The sequence below is a fragment of the Kitasatospora purpeofusca genome (assembly GCF_036010405.1).
In the GTDB taxonomy this organism is placed as follows: domain Bacteria; phylum Actinomycetota; class Actinomycetes; order Streptomycetales; family Streptomycetaceae; genus Kitasatospora; species Kitasatospora purpeofusca.
Genome location: NZ_CP108561.1, coordinates 1,809,997 through 1,822,998 on the forward strand (window position 1 = coordinate 1,809,997; position 13,002 = coordinate 1,822,998).

Here is a 13,002-nt window from a genome sequence, read left to right on the forward strand (position 1 = left end):
CCCCGCCAAGCCGTGTCGGCCGTCCCTTCGAGGGGAGGGGACGGCCGACAGCACCCTCGGCGTACCCGCTGTCACACCGTGGCCGGCTGCCGCCGCCCGCGCATCGCAGCCCGGGCCCGCGCCGCCCCGGCCGCCGTGTACGGCTCGCCGCTGCCGATCCCGGCGACAACGGGGCCGGAGCGTCCCGAGCATGGCCCGCACAGCCCCGGCCTGCCCATCGGAGCCTGGCAGTTGTCGCACTCGTGCGTGCGCACGGGCGCCGACGGCTCCGCCCGGCGGGGCGGGGGCGGCATCTTGCGAAGGAGCCGGTCGCGCACCACCGCCACCGGGGAGAAGATCTGTCCCGGCAGCCCCGGCAGCAGCGCGGCGGCCAGCTCCGCCGGACCGCAGCCCGCCGCCAGCCAGCGCCCCACCAGCGGCGCCAGCTCCACCACCTCCGCCTCGCCGAGCCGCAGACGCGGCTCGTCCTTCAGCACCCGGTACAGGGCCAGGGCCGCCGCCCTCAGCGGTCCCTCCAGGTTCTCGATCGAAGCCTTCGCCCTCCCGCCCTTCGGCTCCGGGCGCCGCGCCGACGGCGCGGAAGCCCTCCGGTCACCGTCGTCCCCGGGCACAAGGAGGGAGGGTTCTTTCTCCAGTTCCTTTAGTACAAGGACGCCAGCACCACCGGAGTCCGGCACACCGGACGCCGGACGCGCCACACTCGGCCCCACCTGCGGCTTTGCCGCCTCCAGCAGCTCCTCGGCGGCCTTCAGGCCCGGGAGCTGCGGGGTGTCGTAGACGTGCGCCTCGCTGCGGATCCGCCCGTCGGCCCCGCGGATCTTGCGAACCACGTAGTAGCCGGCCTCGATCAGCTCGGCCAGCGCCTTGCGGACCGCCGCCCGGCTGTCGGGGCCCGAGTCGGCCATCTGCCGGGCGTCCTCGCGCCAGCGCTTGGGCCGGGACAGAAGGTCGCTGAGAAGGCCGCGGGCGGCCATGGTCAGCCGTCGGTCCTGGAGGATGGAGTTGGGCAGCACGGTGTAGTTGCGCGCGTGGGCGCTACGATGTACCTGCAAGGGAGTAACAGCTCCTGTTGCCGGACCCCGGGGTGTTAGCGCACCGCCGGGGTCACCTGTGTTCGATTGGACTACGGAACGTAGCACAGACAAGTCCCATGACCGGAAGCCCAGTTCGAGCGACCTCGATCACAGTCCGGGCACGCGGTTGCAGTCCCTGTGGCGGGAGTTGCCCGCACTGCTGGACTGCCCACCTGCTTCGGGCGTCAGCCCTCGCTCGCCCGCTCTGCTCATAGACCGACAGGGCTCGGGGAACCAGCTCAGGGACTCCCGCAGGCTCAATGTGTCAATGTCGAACTGGTGGTCGTGGGCGGAGCGGCCTTGGAGAAGCACCGAGGGCAGTTGCGCACCGGGCGCGGGGTCGTCGCGATGCCTTGGGATCACGTGCGCGTGGAGGTGTGGGACCAGTTCGTAGTTCATTTTGGCCAGTCGCAGGCACTGCTCGGTCGCGCGGCCTGCGAGGAGCACCTCGTCGAAGAAGCCGACCGCCTCTTCCGGGGTGAGCTGGGTCGGCTCGGAGACGTGTGCCGTTCCAGATCGCACGGCGTATCCGCGCAGGACGGCCCGGTTCAAGTAGACGTCGGCGTAGCTGCCTTTCAGGATGCGCAGGCGTACCCGGCGCCTTCCAGGCCCCGGTTGGCGCACATCCCGCAGTCGAGACCGGCCTTGCGGTCGGTCCAGTCGGCGGGCCAGGTGGATTCGTTCATGATCCCTGCATAGCTCGCCCCCACCTCTGCCAACCGGGCGCGGTCGCGGAAGGGACGTGCCGGCGGTGACGCACCGTCGCGTTGTGGTTCGGATCAGCTGATTTCGGCTCTAATCTATGACCACCTGAATTCCCATCAGCCGGAGGACTTGACATGGGCGTGAAGCAACAGAGCGATTGGGTGGTCGCCGCTGCGGACCAGGTGATCGCCGAGGGCAAACGCCGTGGCGGGGCTCCGCTGGTGTGCGCATCCGGAATTAGTCCGTCCGGGCCGGTGCACTTGGGGAATCTTCGCGAGATCATGGTGCCGCACTTCGTGGCGGACGAGATTCGGCGCCGGGGGCTGGAGTGTCGGCATCTGTTGTCCTGGGACGACTACGACCGGCTCCGCAAGGTGCCGGCTGGCGTCCCGGCCGGCTTCGCCGAGCACATCGGACGACCCCTGACCGCGGTGCCCGATCCCTGCGGCGAACATGACAGCTGGGCGGAGCACTTCAAAGCCCCACTCCGTTCGGCCCTCGCCCAACTCGGCGTCGAGGTCGACGAGATCAGCCAGACGGAGATGTACAAATCCGGGGCCTACCGCGAGCAGGTCGTGCACGCGATGCGTCACCGACAGCAGATCGACGGCGTCCTCGGGCGGTACCGGACGAAGAAGACCGACGTGGAGGTGGAGCAGGACGAGGAGGACGTGGCTGCCGGCGGCGCCGGGGGCTACTACCCCTACCGGCCGTACTGCGAGATCTGCGGCCGGGACTCCACAACGGTCACCAGCTTCGATGACGCCAGTACGGCCATGGAATATCGGTGCGAGTGCGGCCACGGAGGCGGATTCGCGCTGGCCGAGACCGATGGCGGGAAGCTGGTCTGGAAGGTGGACTGGCCGATGCGCTGGGCGTTCGAGGGTGTGACCTTCGAGGCCGGCGGTGTCGATCACTCCTCGCCGGGCTCGTCCTTCACGGTCGGGTCGCAGGTGGTGCGTGAGGTGTTCGACGGGCTCCCCCCGTCCTACCTCGGGTACAGCTTCGTCGGAATCAGTGGTATGGCCAAGATGAGCAGTTCGAAGGGTGGCGTGCCAACTCCGATCGACATCTTGGAGGTGCTGGAGCCTGCGGTGCTTCGCTGGCTCTACAACCGGCGTCAGCCGCGGCAGTCGTTCCAGATCGCACTGGACGGGGAGATCCTGCGGGTCTACGACGAGTGGGACGCACTCGGCCGCAAGGTGGCCTCGGGTACGGCAACGGACCTTGAGGCGGCGGTGCGGGCCCGTTCGGTGGGCCCGGCGTCCGGCCCGTTGCCGGCCACGCCTCGCCCACTGCCTTTCCGTACGCTGGCCTCGGTGGCGGACGTGGCGGCCAGCGACCCGGAGCAGACTCTTCGTATTCTGCGGGACTTCACCGTTGAGGAGCCGTTGGCGGGCCTGGAGGATGCCCGGCCCCGGCTGGACCGCGCGCAGGCGTGGGTGAGTACTTACGTCCCGGCCGAGGAGCGGACCCAGGTCCGCACTGAGCCGGACCGGGAGCGGCTGGAGCAGCTGCCGGCGGCGCAGCGGGAAGCGCTGAAGCTGCTGTTGGACGGCTTGGACGGGCACTGGTCGCTCGATGGGCTGACGTCGCTGGTCTACGGGGTGCCGAAGGTCCTGGCGGGCCTTCCGCTGGATGCTCCGGCGTCACCGGAGTTGAAGGTGGCCCAGCGGGAGCTGTTCGTGCTGCTGTACGAGCTGCTTGTCGGCCGGGACACCGGCCCGCGGCTGCCCACCCTGTTGCTGGCGCTCGGAGCGGACCGGATCCGGTCGCTGCTGACCGTCGCGTAGCGCGGGGAGGCCGGGGCCATGGTCGCCGGCTTCCTCGCCAAAGCATCCGAGGGCCGGGCCGGAGCGTGCTGCTCCGGCCCGGCCCTCGGCGTCGGGTCAGGCTTCGGGTTGGAGTCCGGTGCGGGTGAGGATCTCGTCGGCGACCTCGGCGGCCGGACGGTGCTCGGTGTCGATGTGCTCGGCGAAGGCCGGTTGTCGCAGGGCTTCGAGGCAGCGTTCGACCTGGTTGCCCTCCCAGCTGAGCGGGCCCCACTTGTCCGGGCCTTCGCCGCGCTCGCGCAGGCGGGCGCGGATGACGGCGGCCGGGGCGAGCAGGGTGAAGTGGTGCACGTGGTGGCCTGCCTCGTGCAGGGGGCGGACGATTCGGTCGAAGACGGTGTGGCGGGCGATGGTCATCGGGACGATGACCGGGCGTTCGTAGGCCCGGGCGGCCTGGTCAAGCATGCAGTGGGTGAGCGGCGGCCAGAGCGGTTCCAGCTCGAACTCCTCGGTGCGCAGGGCCTCGGGGAGCTGGGCCCAGAGCATGTGGCCGATGGCCTCGGGGTTGATGACCAGGGCCTGGGGCAGCCGTTCGGCGAGCAGGGCGGTGGTGGTGCTCTTGCCGACACCGAACGGGCCGTTGACGAAGACGAACACGGTCGGGACCTTTCTCCGTCGGGCGGTCAGAAGAGCTCGACGTAGCGGTTCGGGTAGGCGCGGGCGTCGTAACGCAGGACCAGCACGGTGTAGCGCTGGTGGGCGCGCAGGGTGTTGGTGGCGTGCTTGATCTCGCGAAGGCGCTCGGTCATGGCGATGCGGACGGCGGGGTCGGTATTGCCGCTCTGCTCGCACGCGCGGTCGACGGTGGAGCGGCAGTAGCGCTCGATGGCGTCGGCGGGTTCGGCGGTGAGGGTGTGGTCGGCCTGGTGGAGGACGTCGAGGCCGGCGAACAGGGCGAGGGCCTGCTCGCGGGTCTCCATGGGGCTGGTGATGCCGAAGACCTCGCGGCGGACGGCGGCAGCACGCTCGGGCAGTGGCGCGGGGGCCCAGAACGGGGCGGCGAGGACGTATCCGCCGTCGTCCAGGAAGCCGAGCAGCCGCCTCGCCATGGCGGGCGGGTCGGGGAAGAAGCCGAGGGCGGCGCCGACGGCGATGTGGCTGAAGGTGTGCTCGGGCCGGTAGGTGGTGCCGTCGGCCTGGTGGTAGGTGAGGCGGAGGGTGGGGTCGAGGAGGCGGTGGTTGTAGCGGGCGAGGGCGACCGAGTCGTGGCTGAGGTCGAACCCGGTGGCGGTGCAGCCGGTGAGGCGGGCGAGTTCGCGGGAGGTGAAGCCGGTGGTGCACGCGGCGTCGAGGAGGTGGTGCTGGGTGCCGAGGCGGGAGTGCAGTGCCCAGGTGTTCAGCGTGGCGTGGGCGCCGGGCATGACGTTGGTCTGGTTGGTCATGGCGACGAAGTCGGGGTAGCTGGCGGCCCGGACGGCGTCGGCGGACCTGGGCACCGTGGACAGGGGCCATTGGGTCGTGATGGTCATGGGGTCCTTTCGGTGGTACGGGCGGGAGTGCGGCGCTGGGTCGGTACGGGGGCGGGGCGCAGGCCGGCCAGGCGGGTGACGCTCATGCCGAAGCCGACGCACGGGGGCAGTGCGCTGTCGTACAGGTCGATGACCTGCTGGTAGGTGCGGTGGGCGAGGTGGCGGTCGGCCGTGAACTGGGTGGCGAAGGCTGCGGCCATCTGGTGGGGGTCGCGTTCGTTGGCGGCGATCTCGGCGAGTTCGAGGCCGTCGGCGTAGAGCCAGGCGCGTTGGGCCCGGCGGCCGGTGCCGGCGATCAGGGGGGAGGCGGGGCCGGGGATGTGGGTGATCGCGGTCAGGCCGCGCAGGTGCTGCCGGACGCTGTGGCGCCACAGGCGACGGGCGAGGCGGTCGGGGTCGTCGGTGTGCTCGGCGGTGTACGGGGTGCGCTCGGCGGCGAGGGCCCGGACGGCGGTGGTGTCGGCGGGGTGGATTCCGCTGATCTCGGCGAAGGCGTCGTCGAAGGTGCGGCGGGCCAGTGGCGCGGTGATGCCCGTGGTGGCGGTGACGAGGTCGGCGAGGTAGACGGTGGCCTGGTCGAGGGTGAGGTCGGCGGCGTACGCCTCCAGCATCACGAACTCGACGGCGGTCCGACCGCGTTGGCCCTCGTTGCGGAAGCTCGGGCCGATCTCGTAGCAGCGCGCGGTGCCGGCCGCGATGACGGCGAGCAGGTTGAGTTCGGTGGTGACGCGCAGGTACTGGCGGCGGCCGGCGGCGTGCGCCCAGGTGGTGAACGGCCGTGCTGCACCGCCGAAGTAGCCGTCGGTGAGGACGGGGCTCATGGTCTCGCGGAAGTCGGCGGCGGCGAGGTGCGCGCGTAGCGGGCCGAGGAGCGGAGTGAGCGGGGCGGCGCCCGGTAACGGCGGTGGGGCACCGGGCTCGTGGCGTTCCAGGTGGCGGACGAACAGGGTCGGGCGGCCTGAGCGGCTGGTGGAGCAGGTGCCCCGGGCGGCGAGGAGGTCGCCGGCGTGCAGGTCGGCACCGGCGGTGGGGTCGACGGCGAGCTGGGCGCTGTGGCGGTCCCAGGCGAGGTCGGCGAAGACGATGTGGCTGTGCGCGCGGACCGCGGTGATGCGCCCGGACAGGGTGAGGACTTGGTCGGGAGCCGGCCAGAGGTCCCAATCGGCGAGCGGGAGTGGCTCCAGGGGGCGTTCACGCGTGTGGGTGCGGCTACGGGGGGTCGGGGCGAGCGGGTCGTCGGAGGCGGTGAGGGTCAGCAGCAGGGTGACCGGGTCGTCGGTGCGGGGGTCGAGGAGCCAGGCGGTGCGGCGGATCAGGTCGCGGTGGAGGTGTTCGTCGGTGTCGGGGAGCAGGCGCAGGAGGTGGAGGACCGCAGCGGCGCGCAGGGCGGTCAGGCGGCAGGGGATGGTGACGGTGAGCGCGTGGGCGGTGGCGGCCAGGCGGGCGGGGTCGGCGGGGCCGTGGGGCCAGGGCGGTCGGCCGGGTTCGGCGGCGGTGGCGAGGGCGTGGTGGAGGATGTCCCGTTCACGCGGGCCCCGGGCGGGCGGGTCGGCATGGAGGGTGACGGCGGGGTGGGGGCCGTGACCGAGAAGTCGGGCGATACCGGCCAGGAGTTCGTCGGTGCCGTCGGCGGGGTGGGTGGTGAACAGCACTGCGGCGGCGCTGAGCAGTTCGGTGGGCGCGTCCCACGTCGTGGGTGCGGTGGAGCCGTGCGTGGCGGCGATGGCGTCGGCCAGGGTGGCGAGGCTGGTGGTGGTCATGTCTGCTCCGGTTCGGTCGGGCCGGGGCGCCACCAGGCGACGGGCGGGTCACCGGGGCCGAGTGCGGCGACGAACTTGGCTGCCTCGGTCGTCCCTTGGGCGAGGTCGGAGTCGTAGGGGGTGCCGGCGGCGTGGTGGGCGTCGCGGATGCGCTCCCGGACGGCGGGCGCGATGACCGTGCCCTTGGGGGTGGCGTGCCGGTCGAAGGAGTGAACGGGTTGGAGGAGGAGGAAGGTGGAGGCCGAGCCTCGGGTGGAGCGCGGGGAGGTGCCGGGATAGCAGGGGGCGAAGACGACGAGGAACCAGCGGATGCCGGCCAGCCGCAGCCACCAGCCGTCGGCACCCGCGTGCGCGAGTTCGGCGGCCGGGTCGGCGCCGGTCGCGGCTAGCAGGCCGGTGACGGTCTTTCGGACGGTGGTGGCGACGGCGTCGAGGGTGGCGCCGAGGCCGGGGTCGGTGAGCTGGAGGACCAGGCCGTCGAGTTCCTCGTCCTCCACGCGGCACGCGAAGTCGGCCAGGACGGGCCCGGCTGCCAGACCGGCCTCGTACGGCTCGGTCCCCGGGTAGTCGGGAGCAGCCTCGATGCGGGCCCGGGCGGCGAACGGACAGGCGGATCCGCGACGGATGGGGTCGAAGCCGTTGTCAGCCACGGGCGGCCACCGCCCAGGCGTCGAGGTGGCTTCGCGAGGCCATCGGGCCGTCCGCGCCCTGGTACTTCCCGTCGTACAGCTGGTCGATCTCCCCGAACGTTTGCCAGAAGCTGACCTGCGCCACGGGCATGCCGGGGTACAGGAGCGTCGGGAGAGTGGCGTACAGCTGGAGGGTGGAGCGGCCGTAGAAGCCGAGGTCGATGAGGTCGGCGGTGCAGTGGGCGAACGTCCCGCGGCGGGCGAACCCGGACTTGGCGTGCACGATGGGGACGAGCGCGTCGCTGCCGAAGCGTTCGACGGTGTGGCCCAGGACGAAGTCGCCGCGTTCGAGGCGGTACCCGGTCGACGGGATCTCGCGGTACTCGACCTTGGGCTCGTGCCTCGGGTCCAGGACCTCGTCGAGGTAGACGCCGACCAGGCTGCCCAACGCCAGGTCGTAGCTGTTGGTGGTGCACCGGGCCGGGTCGAACGGGTCGATCCTGATGCGGCCCTGCTCGACTTCCCGGGCGATCTGGGGTCCGGTGAGGATCACGACGGCGCTCCGATCATCGGCGGCTGGGTCTCGCAGGCGTGGTTGAAGAGGGCGTAGGTCGCCGGAGTGGGTTGGATGATCCCGGTGTTGTGCCAGAAGGAGACCTGGCCCGCGACCATGCCTGGGTAGATCCGCATCGGCAGGGCCGCGACGATCTCCAGCGTCCAACGGTGACAGGACGTGGTGTGGCCCAGATCGGCCGAGAGCTGCAGGAACAATCCCTGGCGGCCGTTGCTGCTGCATCCGATCAGCCGCATCGCGAACAGGCTGCTGCCGATCACCTCCTCGGTGTGCCCGAGGTACATGCGATGCGGCTCCAGCTCGAACCCGTCCTCCGGCAGCTCGACGCCCGTCCAGGTGCCGGCAGCATCGTCGAAGACCTTGAGCTCTCGGCCCAGGTGGTAGTTGATGCTGTTCGGGTTGACGCCGGCCCGGTCGTACGGGGAGAAGACGATCTCGCCCCGGCCGATGAACCGCCGGATCGCCTCGCCGGTAAGGATCACCGGTCCGCCTCCCGCTCGACGCGCATCGGCAGGAAGGTGGCGGAGCGGATCACCTGCGAGGGTTTCCAGACCACTCCGTCCTCCGCATGGAGCCGGCAACCCCGCCGGGCGACGGCACGCAGCACTGCGGCGGCCTCCATGCGGGCCAGCGCGGCACCGAAGCAGGCGTGCGGGCCGTAGCCGAAGGCGACGTGCGGGTTCCGCCGGCCGGGACGGAACTCCTGCGGGTCCTCGAACACCTCCGGGTCGCGGTTCGCGGATGCCTGGAGCAGGACCAGGCGCCGGCCCGCGGGCACAGGTATGCCGAGAACCTCGCAGTCCTCCGCGGCCGTCCGGGCGGTGATGAGCGCCGGGCCGTCCAGGCGCAGGACCTCCTCGACGAAGCCTCCGACGGACTCCGCCGAAGCGGCTGCCTCCCGGGCCTCCCCCGGGTGATCGGCGATCGCCCGGAGGACCGCGCCGATCAGGCCGGTTGTTGTCTCGTGGCCGCCGATCAGCAGAGCGATCAGGTTGGAGACGGCCTCTTCGAGCGTGAGGCGTTCACCCTGCTCCTCCACCTCCACCAGGGCCGAGACGATATCGGCGGACGCATGGATACGGCGTCGCTCGACGAGCCCGCTGAAGTAGTCCCACAGGCCCGCCCATGCGGCGGCGAGCCGCTTCTCCTGGCCGTCGGTGAGCGTCGGCTCGGTCAGCAGGATGACGTCGTCGGACCAGCCCTTGACGAGCTCCCGATCGCCTTCCGGAATGCCGAGCAACGCGCAGATCGTGTGAACCGGCAGGGGCTCCGCGACACTGCGCACCGCGTCACCTCCGCCGGCCCTCACGAACCGCGAGACCAACGCATCTGCCACCACCGAAATCTGCGACTCCAAGGCGGCGATGCGGCGCGGAGCGAACGCGCGCGCCAACAGGCCCCTCAACCGCGAGTGCTGCGGCGCATCCGCGTAGAGCACCCAGGACATCACCGGCTCCAGCGCCGGACGCAGGTCCGGGTTGATCTCGTCCAGCAGGCCGGCAGCGGTCGGCGCGCAGACGAACCCCGGGTGCCTGAGCAGGTGGCGCACCTCCCGGTAGCGGGTGAAGACGAGCCGTCCGCTGCCGAGCTCCGGACAGTCGATGGCCCGAGGGCCGTCGCCCAGCGCCGCGAGCGCGGCCTCCCGCTCCGGACCAGTAGTGAGTGCCGCAAAGACGGTTGTCTGATCCACGTGTGCCTCCCGTCCGCCCGGAAGTCCGCGAAGAGCTGCCCCGGCCGCGTCGCAGAACCGACGTCGTAGCACCAGGGTCGAGCCCGCGAGCAGCAACCAGGCTGTGGTGTAACGAGGTTCGATCGGCCGAAGGGGGGCGCCTCTCCACGTAGGCTGGCGCGCGGTCCCGTTTCCGACCGTGAACCGATGATGACGCTACGTCAGACCAACGGCAAGAGGATCGGAAAGGAAACACTGTCTTTTTCGCTGAACCGGCATATGCGAGCAGCTGTCCAAGCGCTAGCCTTTCCTAAAGAAGGGGAGGTGCCGCAGTGCCCGTCGAGCCGACACCCAGGCGACGCCGTCTCGCCAGCGAGGTCCGGCTTGCCCGCAAGCGCCTCGGCTGGAGCGTTGAACAAGCAGCCGTCGAACTCGGATACGGCTCCGCGTCCACCATCTCGAAGATCGAGAACGGCACTCAGGGGATCAAGCCGCAACAACTCCCGCACTTCTTCGCGGTTCTTGGGATCACCGAACCTGCGGTGCAGGAAGCCTGGCGCGACATGGTCCGGAACGCTCGCGATCAAGACTGGCACCAGCGCTACCCCGGTGTCGCCGACGACCCACTCGGCGACTACCTCGCCAACCTGGAGATCGCATCCAGCCTGTTCATCTGGTCCCCCGTGGCCGTTCACGGCCTACTCCAGTGCGACGCCTACGAGCTGGCCGTGATCATCGCTGGCCGTGCTTGGAAGAGTGACGAGGACATCGAGCGCTTCATCACCGTGCGGCGCAACAGCCGACATGCCGCCCTCTCCCGCAAGGCCCCGCTTAGGATTCGGGCGGTCCTGACCGAAGCCCAACTTCGCCAGGAGGTCGGCGGCCGGGCCACAGCCGGCGCCCAGGCACTGCACCTCATCGAACTGGCCCGCACGCACAGGAACATCGTCATCCAGGTGATCCCGCTCTCGCGCGGCGCGCATGCCGGCTGCGACGGCCCGTTCATGGCGTGGACGTTCCCGACCGGACACGACTCCGTCACCATCGAGGGCATGAAGACCGCCCTCCACCTCAACGACCCCGACACCGTCACCGACTACCACACCACCAGCGATCACTTGAAGACGGACGCACTACCGCCGAAGGAATCGCTCGAACTCCTCGCTCAAATCGCCAAGGACCTCTCGTGACCCACGATCTCGCACCCCACCACTCAGTGTCCGATTCCGACAGCATCGTCACGGCAGAAGAGAAGAACTCCCTTGATCCGGCCTGGGTCAAGGACCAACTCGAACGCGCGACGTGGCTGACAGCAAGTACCGGCGGGAGCAACTGCCTTCGGGTCGCGTTTCTCGACCGTGGGCTCGTCAGCACCGGCGACTCGCTGAATCCTGACCGAGACCCCCTTCTCTTCGCAGCGGGTGAGTGGGACGACTTCCTCGCGGGCGCCAAGGCGGGACTGTTTGATCGTCCCTGACTCCACAACACGGGGCACGTCGACTCGGTGTCACGGTGGCGCGAGCGTCAGCATCTCAGGCCGAGGCCATGAGCGGCTGAGCATCCGTTTCGGCGGAGACCTGGTCTATGGACGGGCTCCTGCCGGAGGTCCAACGTCCACCCGGACGCGGCCGGGGTCGGTGTCCTGCGGCGGGGTGCCGCGCTAGCAGAGAAGCGCTCAATCAAGCGTTGGCCAGCCATAGACCCTTGTACTGGATCTTGGGGTGACGGTGGTCTCGTGTGGTGGTACCGGCCGGGGTGTAGCCGCAGGACCGCAGCAGGTCCGCCGTTGTGACTTGGTCTCGTTCCTCGTTGTACACGCCGATGATCAATCGGCCGCCTGGGGTGACGACATGGTTCAGCAGATGGGCCACGTACGCCCCACGCAGGTCCGCCGGCACGTAGTCCACGCCGGTGCGGACGGCGTCGAAGCGGTATGGAGGCTTCCAGCCCATCGCGTTGGCGGTCCAGATTCGACGCGCCCACTTCGGGCAGCGGGTTCGGGCGAGGTCGGCAAGGGCGGTGGAGATCTCCACCCCGTAGGGCTCGATGACGATCCCGGCTTCGGCCGCCCAGTCGGTCAGACTCTCCATCAGGTGGCCGTTGGCGCAGCCGATGTCGAGGAACGTCCCACCGTGAGGCGGGAGCAGGTCGACGAGCAGGCTGCGGGCTTCTCGCCAGCGGGCCTCGTCGCCACTGTGGCCGGACTGGGCCCGCGGGTTGTCGCCGTTGAGGTAGGTCGGCTCGATGACGCCCAGGACGGCGGTGTGCCACTCGGCGGCCGTGATCTCGCTCGCCTGGTACGCGTCGTCGATGGGCGCCAGATAGCTCCAGCCTCGCTCCTTCGCGCTCGCGATGTCCTCGGCGTCGTGGCCGACCGGACGGCGCGTGGTCGGGTCCATGCGTACTCCTTCCTATTCGCTGACATCGGCGCCTTGTAGGCAGGGTGACGTTCAGTCGTTCAGTCCCCTTGAAGAGCGAAAATCAGCCGCGCAGCCTCCCGGTGTGCTGGCCCAATTCGCGGGTCGTTCGGACCGGCGTGTGGCCCGACGATCTTCGCCAGCACGAACAGCTGCATCACCATCCCGTCGCGGCTCTCAAGATCTGCCCGGCGCTCCCTGCGTACCCGATCCGCGAGCGCCGGTACGGCAAGGGAGGCGGCGTACAGCGACGCCGAGTCGAGTCCACGTGGCGCCATTCCCCAGTCCTCCCAATCGAACATGCAGAACTCACTAGGGCCAGTGACATTCGCCCAGTTCAGGTCGGCGTGAGCAGGACACCACTGCTCCACCCGAGTCTCGTGCGCTCCGGGGAAAGCGGCCTTAATTGTGTCGTCGACCAGCTGCTGCGTGATCCGTTCGGTGTCCGGGGCCGCCACCCGAGCCGTTCGGTGAACGGCCAGCACCGCCAGCGAGGCGTTCAGCGAGCACCACCACTTATCCGGCAGCTCCGGGTCGACGCTCACCACCGCGGCCCCGACCGGGAGCTCGGGCAGCAGCGAGGTCTCGTCCGCGTGCCAGATCGCCCTGTCTTCCGGGTCCTGCCATGTCGTCGACCCGTACCAGCGTGGCATCGCCACGCCGGCCAACACCGCTGCGGCTTCGAATCCGCCACAGCCCTGTTCCCGCGCCCGCGCCCAGGGGCGGCGTTCGACCCGGGTCCAGCTGCCGCGATCGGTGCCAGCTCCGACCGTCCGGCGCTTGCGCACCACGTTGCGCCGGTCCAGCCTCGTGCCGAGGCGCTGCTCCACTTGGTCCAGGACGCGATCGACGGGCTCCTGCCGAAGGTCCATGG

The 13,002-nt window shown here is 70.3% G+C and carries 13 protein-coding genes; 3 read left to right on the forward strand and 10 right to left on the reverse strand.

The genetic code is table 11. The features are described from left to right. Window positions 1-71 precede the first annotated feature (71 nt). Complete coding sequence (locus tag OG715_RS07720) at window positions 72-1,052, reverse strand: helix-turn-helix domain-containing protein (RefSeq protein WP_266276156.1); 981 nt, start codon at window positions 1,050-1,052, stop codon at window positions 72-74. Between the two features lie 860 nt (window positions 1,053-1,912). On the opposite strand from OG715_RS07720, the gene lysS reads away from it, so the two are divergent. Then, window positions 1,913-3,571, forward strand: a complete 1,659-nt coding sequence (gene lysS / locus OG715_RS07725) for a lysine--tRNA ligase (RefSeq protein ID WP_266276154.1) — start codon at window positions 1,913-1,915, stop codon at window positions 3,569-3,571. Window positions 3,572-3,667: 96 nt separating this feature from the next. On the opposite strand, the gene OG715_RS07730 is transcribed toward lysS, so the two are convergent. The 7 genes from OG715_RS07730 to OG715_RS07760 are packed head-to-tail and all read right to left on the reverse strand — an operon-like array spanning window position 3,668 to window position 9,732. Then, window positions 3,668-4,207 carry an AAA family ATPase gene (locus OG715_RS07730; RefSeq protein WP_266276152.1) on the reverse strand — a complete coding sequence of 180 codons (540 nt, stop codon included), beginning with the start codon at window positions 4,205-4,207 and terminating at the stop codon, window positions 3,668-3,670. A gap of 26 nt (window positions 4,208-4,233) precedes the next feature. Continuing rightward, complete coding sequence (locus tag OG715_RS07735) at window positions 4,234-5,079, reverse strand: class I SAM-dependent methyltransferase (protein WP_266276150.1); 846 nt, start codon at window positions 5,077-5,079, stop codon at window positions 4,234-4,236. Continuing rightward, entirely contained in the window at window positions 5,076-6,839 is a 1,764-nt protein-coding gene (locus OG715_RS07740; RefSeq protein WP_266276148.1) for an amino acid--tRNA ligase-related protein, read from the reverse strand. The genes OG715_RS07735 and OG715_RS07740 overlap by 4 nt, the downstream gene beginning before the upstream one ends. After that, window positions 6,836-7,489 carry a hypothetical protein gene (locus OG715_RS07745; protein WP_266276146.1) on the reverse strand — a complete coding sequence of 218 codons (654 nt, stop codon included), beginning with the start codon at window positions 7,487-7,489 and terminating at the stop codon, window positions 6,836-6,838. The genes OG715_RS07740 and OG715_RS07745 overlap by 4 nt, the downstream gene beginning before the upstream one ends. Continuing rightward, complete coding sequence (gene dcd, locus OG715_RS07750) at window positions 7,482-8,021, reverse strand: dCTP deaminase (protein ID WP_266276144.1); 540 nt, start codon at window positions 8,019-8,021, stop codon at window positions 7,482-7,484. Before dcd ends, OG715_RS07745 begins: the two co-directional genes overlap by 8 nt. Beyond that, window positions 8,018-8,524, reverse strand: a complete 507-nt coding sequence (locus OG715_RS07755; protein ID WP_266276141.1) for a dCTP deaminase — start codon at window positions 8,522-8,524, stop codon at window positions 8,018-8,020. The genes dcd and OG715_RS07755 overlap by 4 nt, the downstream gene beginning before the upstream one ends. After that, window positions 8,521-9,732 (reverse strand): cytochrome P450, encoded by a 1,212-nt coding sequence (locus OG715_RS07760; RefSeq protein ID WP_266276139.1) that lies wholly within the window; start codon window positions 9,730-9,732, stop codon window positions 8,521-8,523. Before OG715_RS07760 ends, OG715_RS07755 begins: the two co-directional genes overlap by 4 nt. A gap of 311 nt (window positions 9,733-10,043) precedes the next feature. On the opposite strand from OG715_RS07760, the gene OG715_RS07765 reads away from it, so the two are divergent. Further along, window positions 10,044-10,901 carry a helix-turn-helix domain-containing protein gene (locus OG715_RS07765; protein ID WP_266276137.1) on the forward strand — a complete coding sequence of 286 codons (858 nt, stop codon included), beginning with the start codon at window positions 10,044-10,046 and terminating at the stop codon, window positions 10,899-10,901. Next, the gene (locus OG715_RS07770; protein WP_266276135.1) at window positions 10,898-11,188 is read left to right on the forward strand and encodes a DUF397 domain-containing protein; all 291 of its coding nucleotides are present in this window, start codon (window positions 10,898-10,900) and stop codon (window positions 11,186-11,188) included. Before OG715_RS07765 ends, OG715_RS07770 begins: the two co-directional genes overlap by 4 nt. A 202-nt stretch (window positions 11,189-11,390) precedes the next feature. Here OG715_RS07770 and OG715_RS07775 read toward each other — a convergent pair whose 3' ends face one another. Further along, on the reverse strand, window positions 11,391-12,110 hold the full coding sequence (locus tag OG715_RS07775; RefSeq protein ID WP_266276133.1) for a class I SAM-dependent methyltransferase: 720 nt from the start codon (window positions 12,108-12,110) through the stop codon (window positions 11,391-11,393). A 59-nt stretch (window positions 12,111-12,169) separates the two neighbouring features. Continuing rightward, a complete protein-coding gene (locus OG715_RS07780; RefSeq protein ID WP_323182283.1) occupies window positions 12,170-13,000 on the reverse strand; it encodes a hypothetical protein in 831 nt (276 codons plus the stop codon). Window positions 13,001-13,002: the final 2 nt, after the last annotated feature.

Coding starts and splice junctions, on each gene's coding strand:
- OG715_RS07740 (WP_266276148.1), bottom strand. CDS start 6,839: ATGACCACCACCAGCCTCGCCACCCTGGCCGACGCCATCGCCGCCACG.
- OG715_RS07780 (WP_323182283.1), bottom strand. CDS start 13,000: ATGGACCTTCGGCAGGAGCCCGTCGATCGCGTCCTGGACCAAGTGGAG.
- lysS (WP_266276154.1), top strand. CDS start 1,913: ATGGGCGTGAAGCAACAGAGCGATTGGGTGGTCGCCGCTGCGGACCAG.
- OG715_RS07735 (WP_266276150.1), bottom strand. CDS start 5,079: ATGACCATCACGACCCAATGGCCCCTGTCCACGGTGCCCAGGTCCGCC.
- OG715_RS07775 (WP_266276133.1), bottom strand. CDS start 12,110: ATGGACCCGACCACGCGCCGTCCGGTCGGCCACGACGCCGAGGACATC.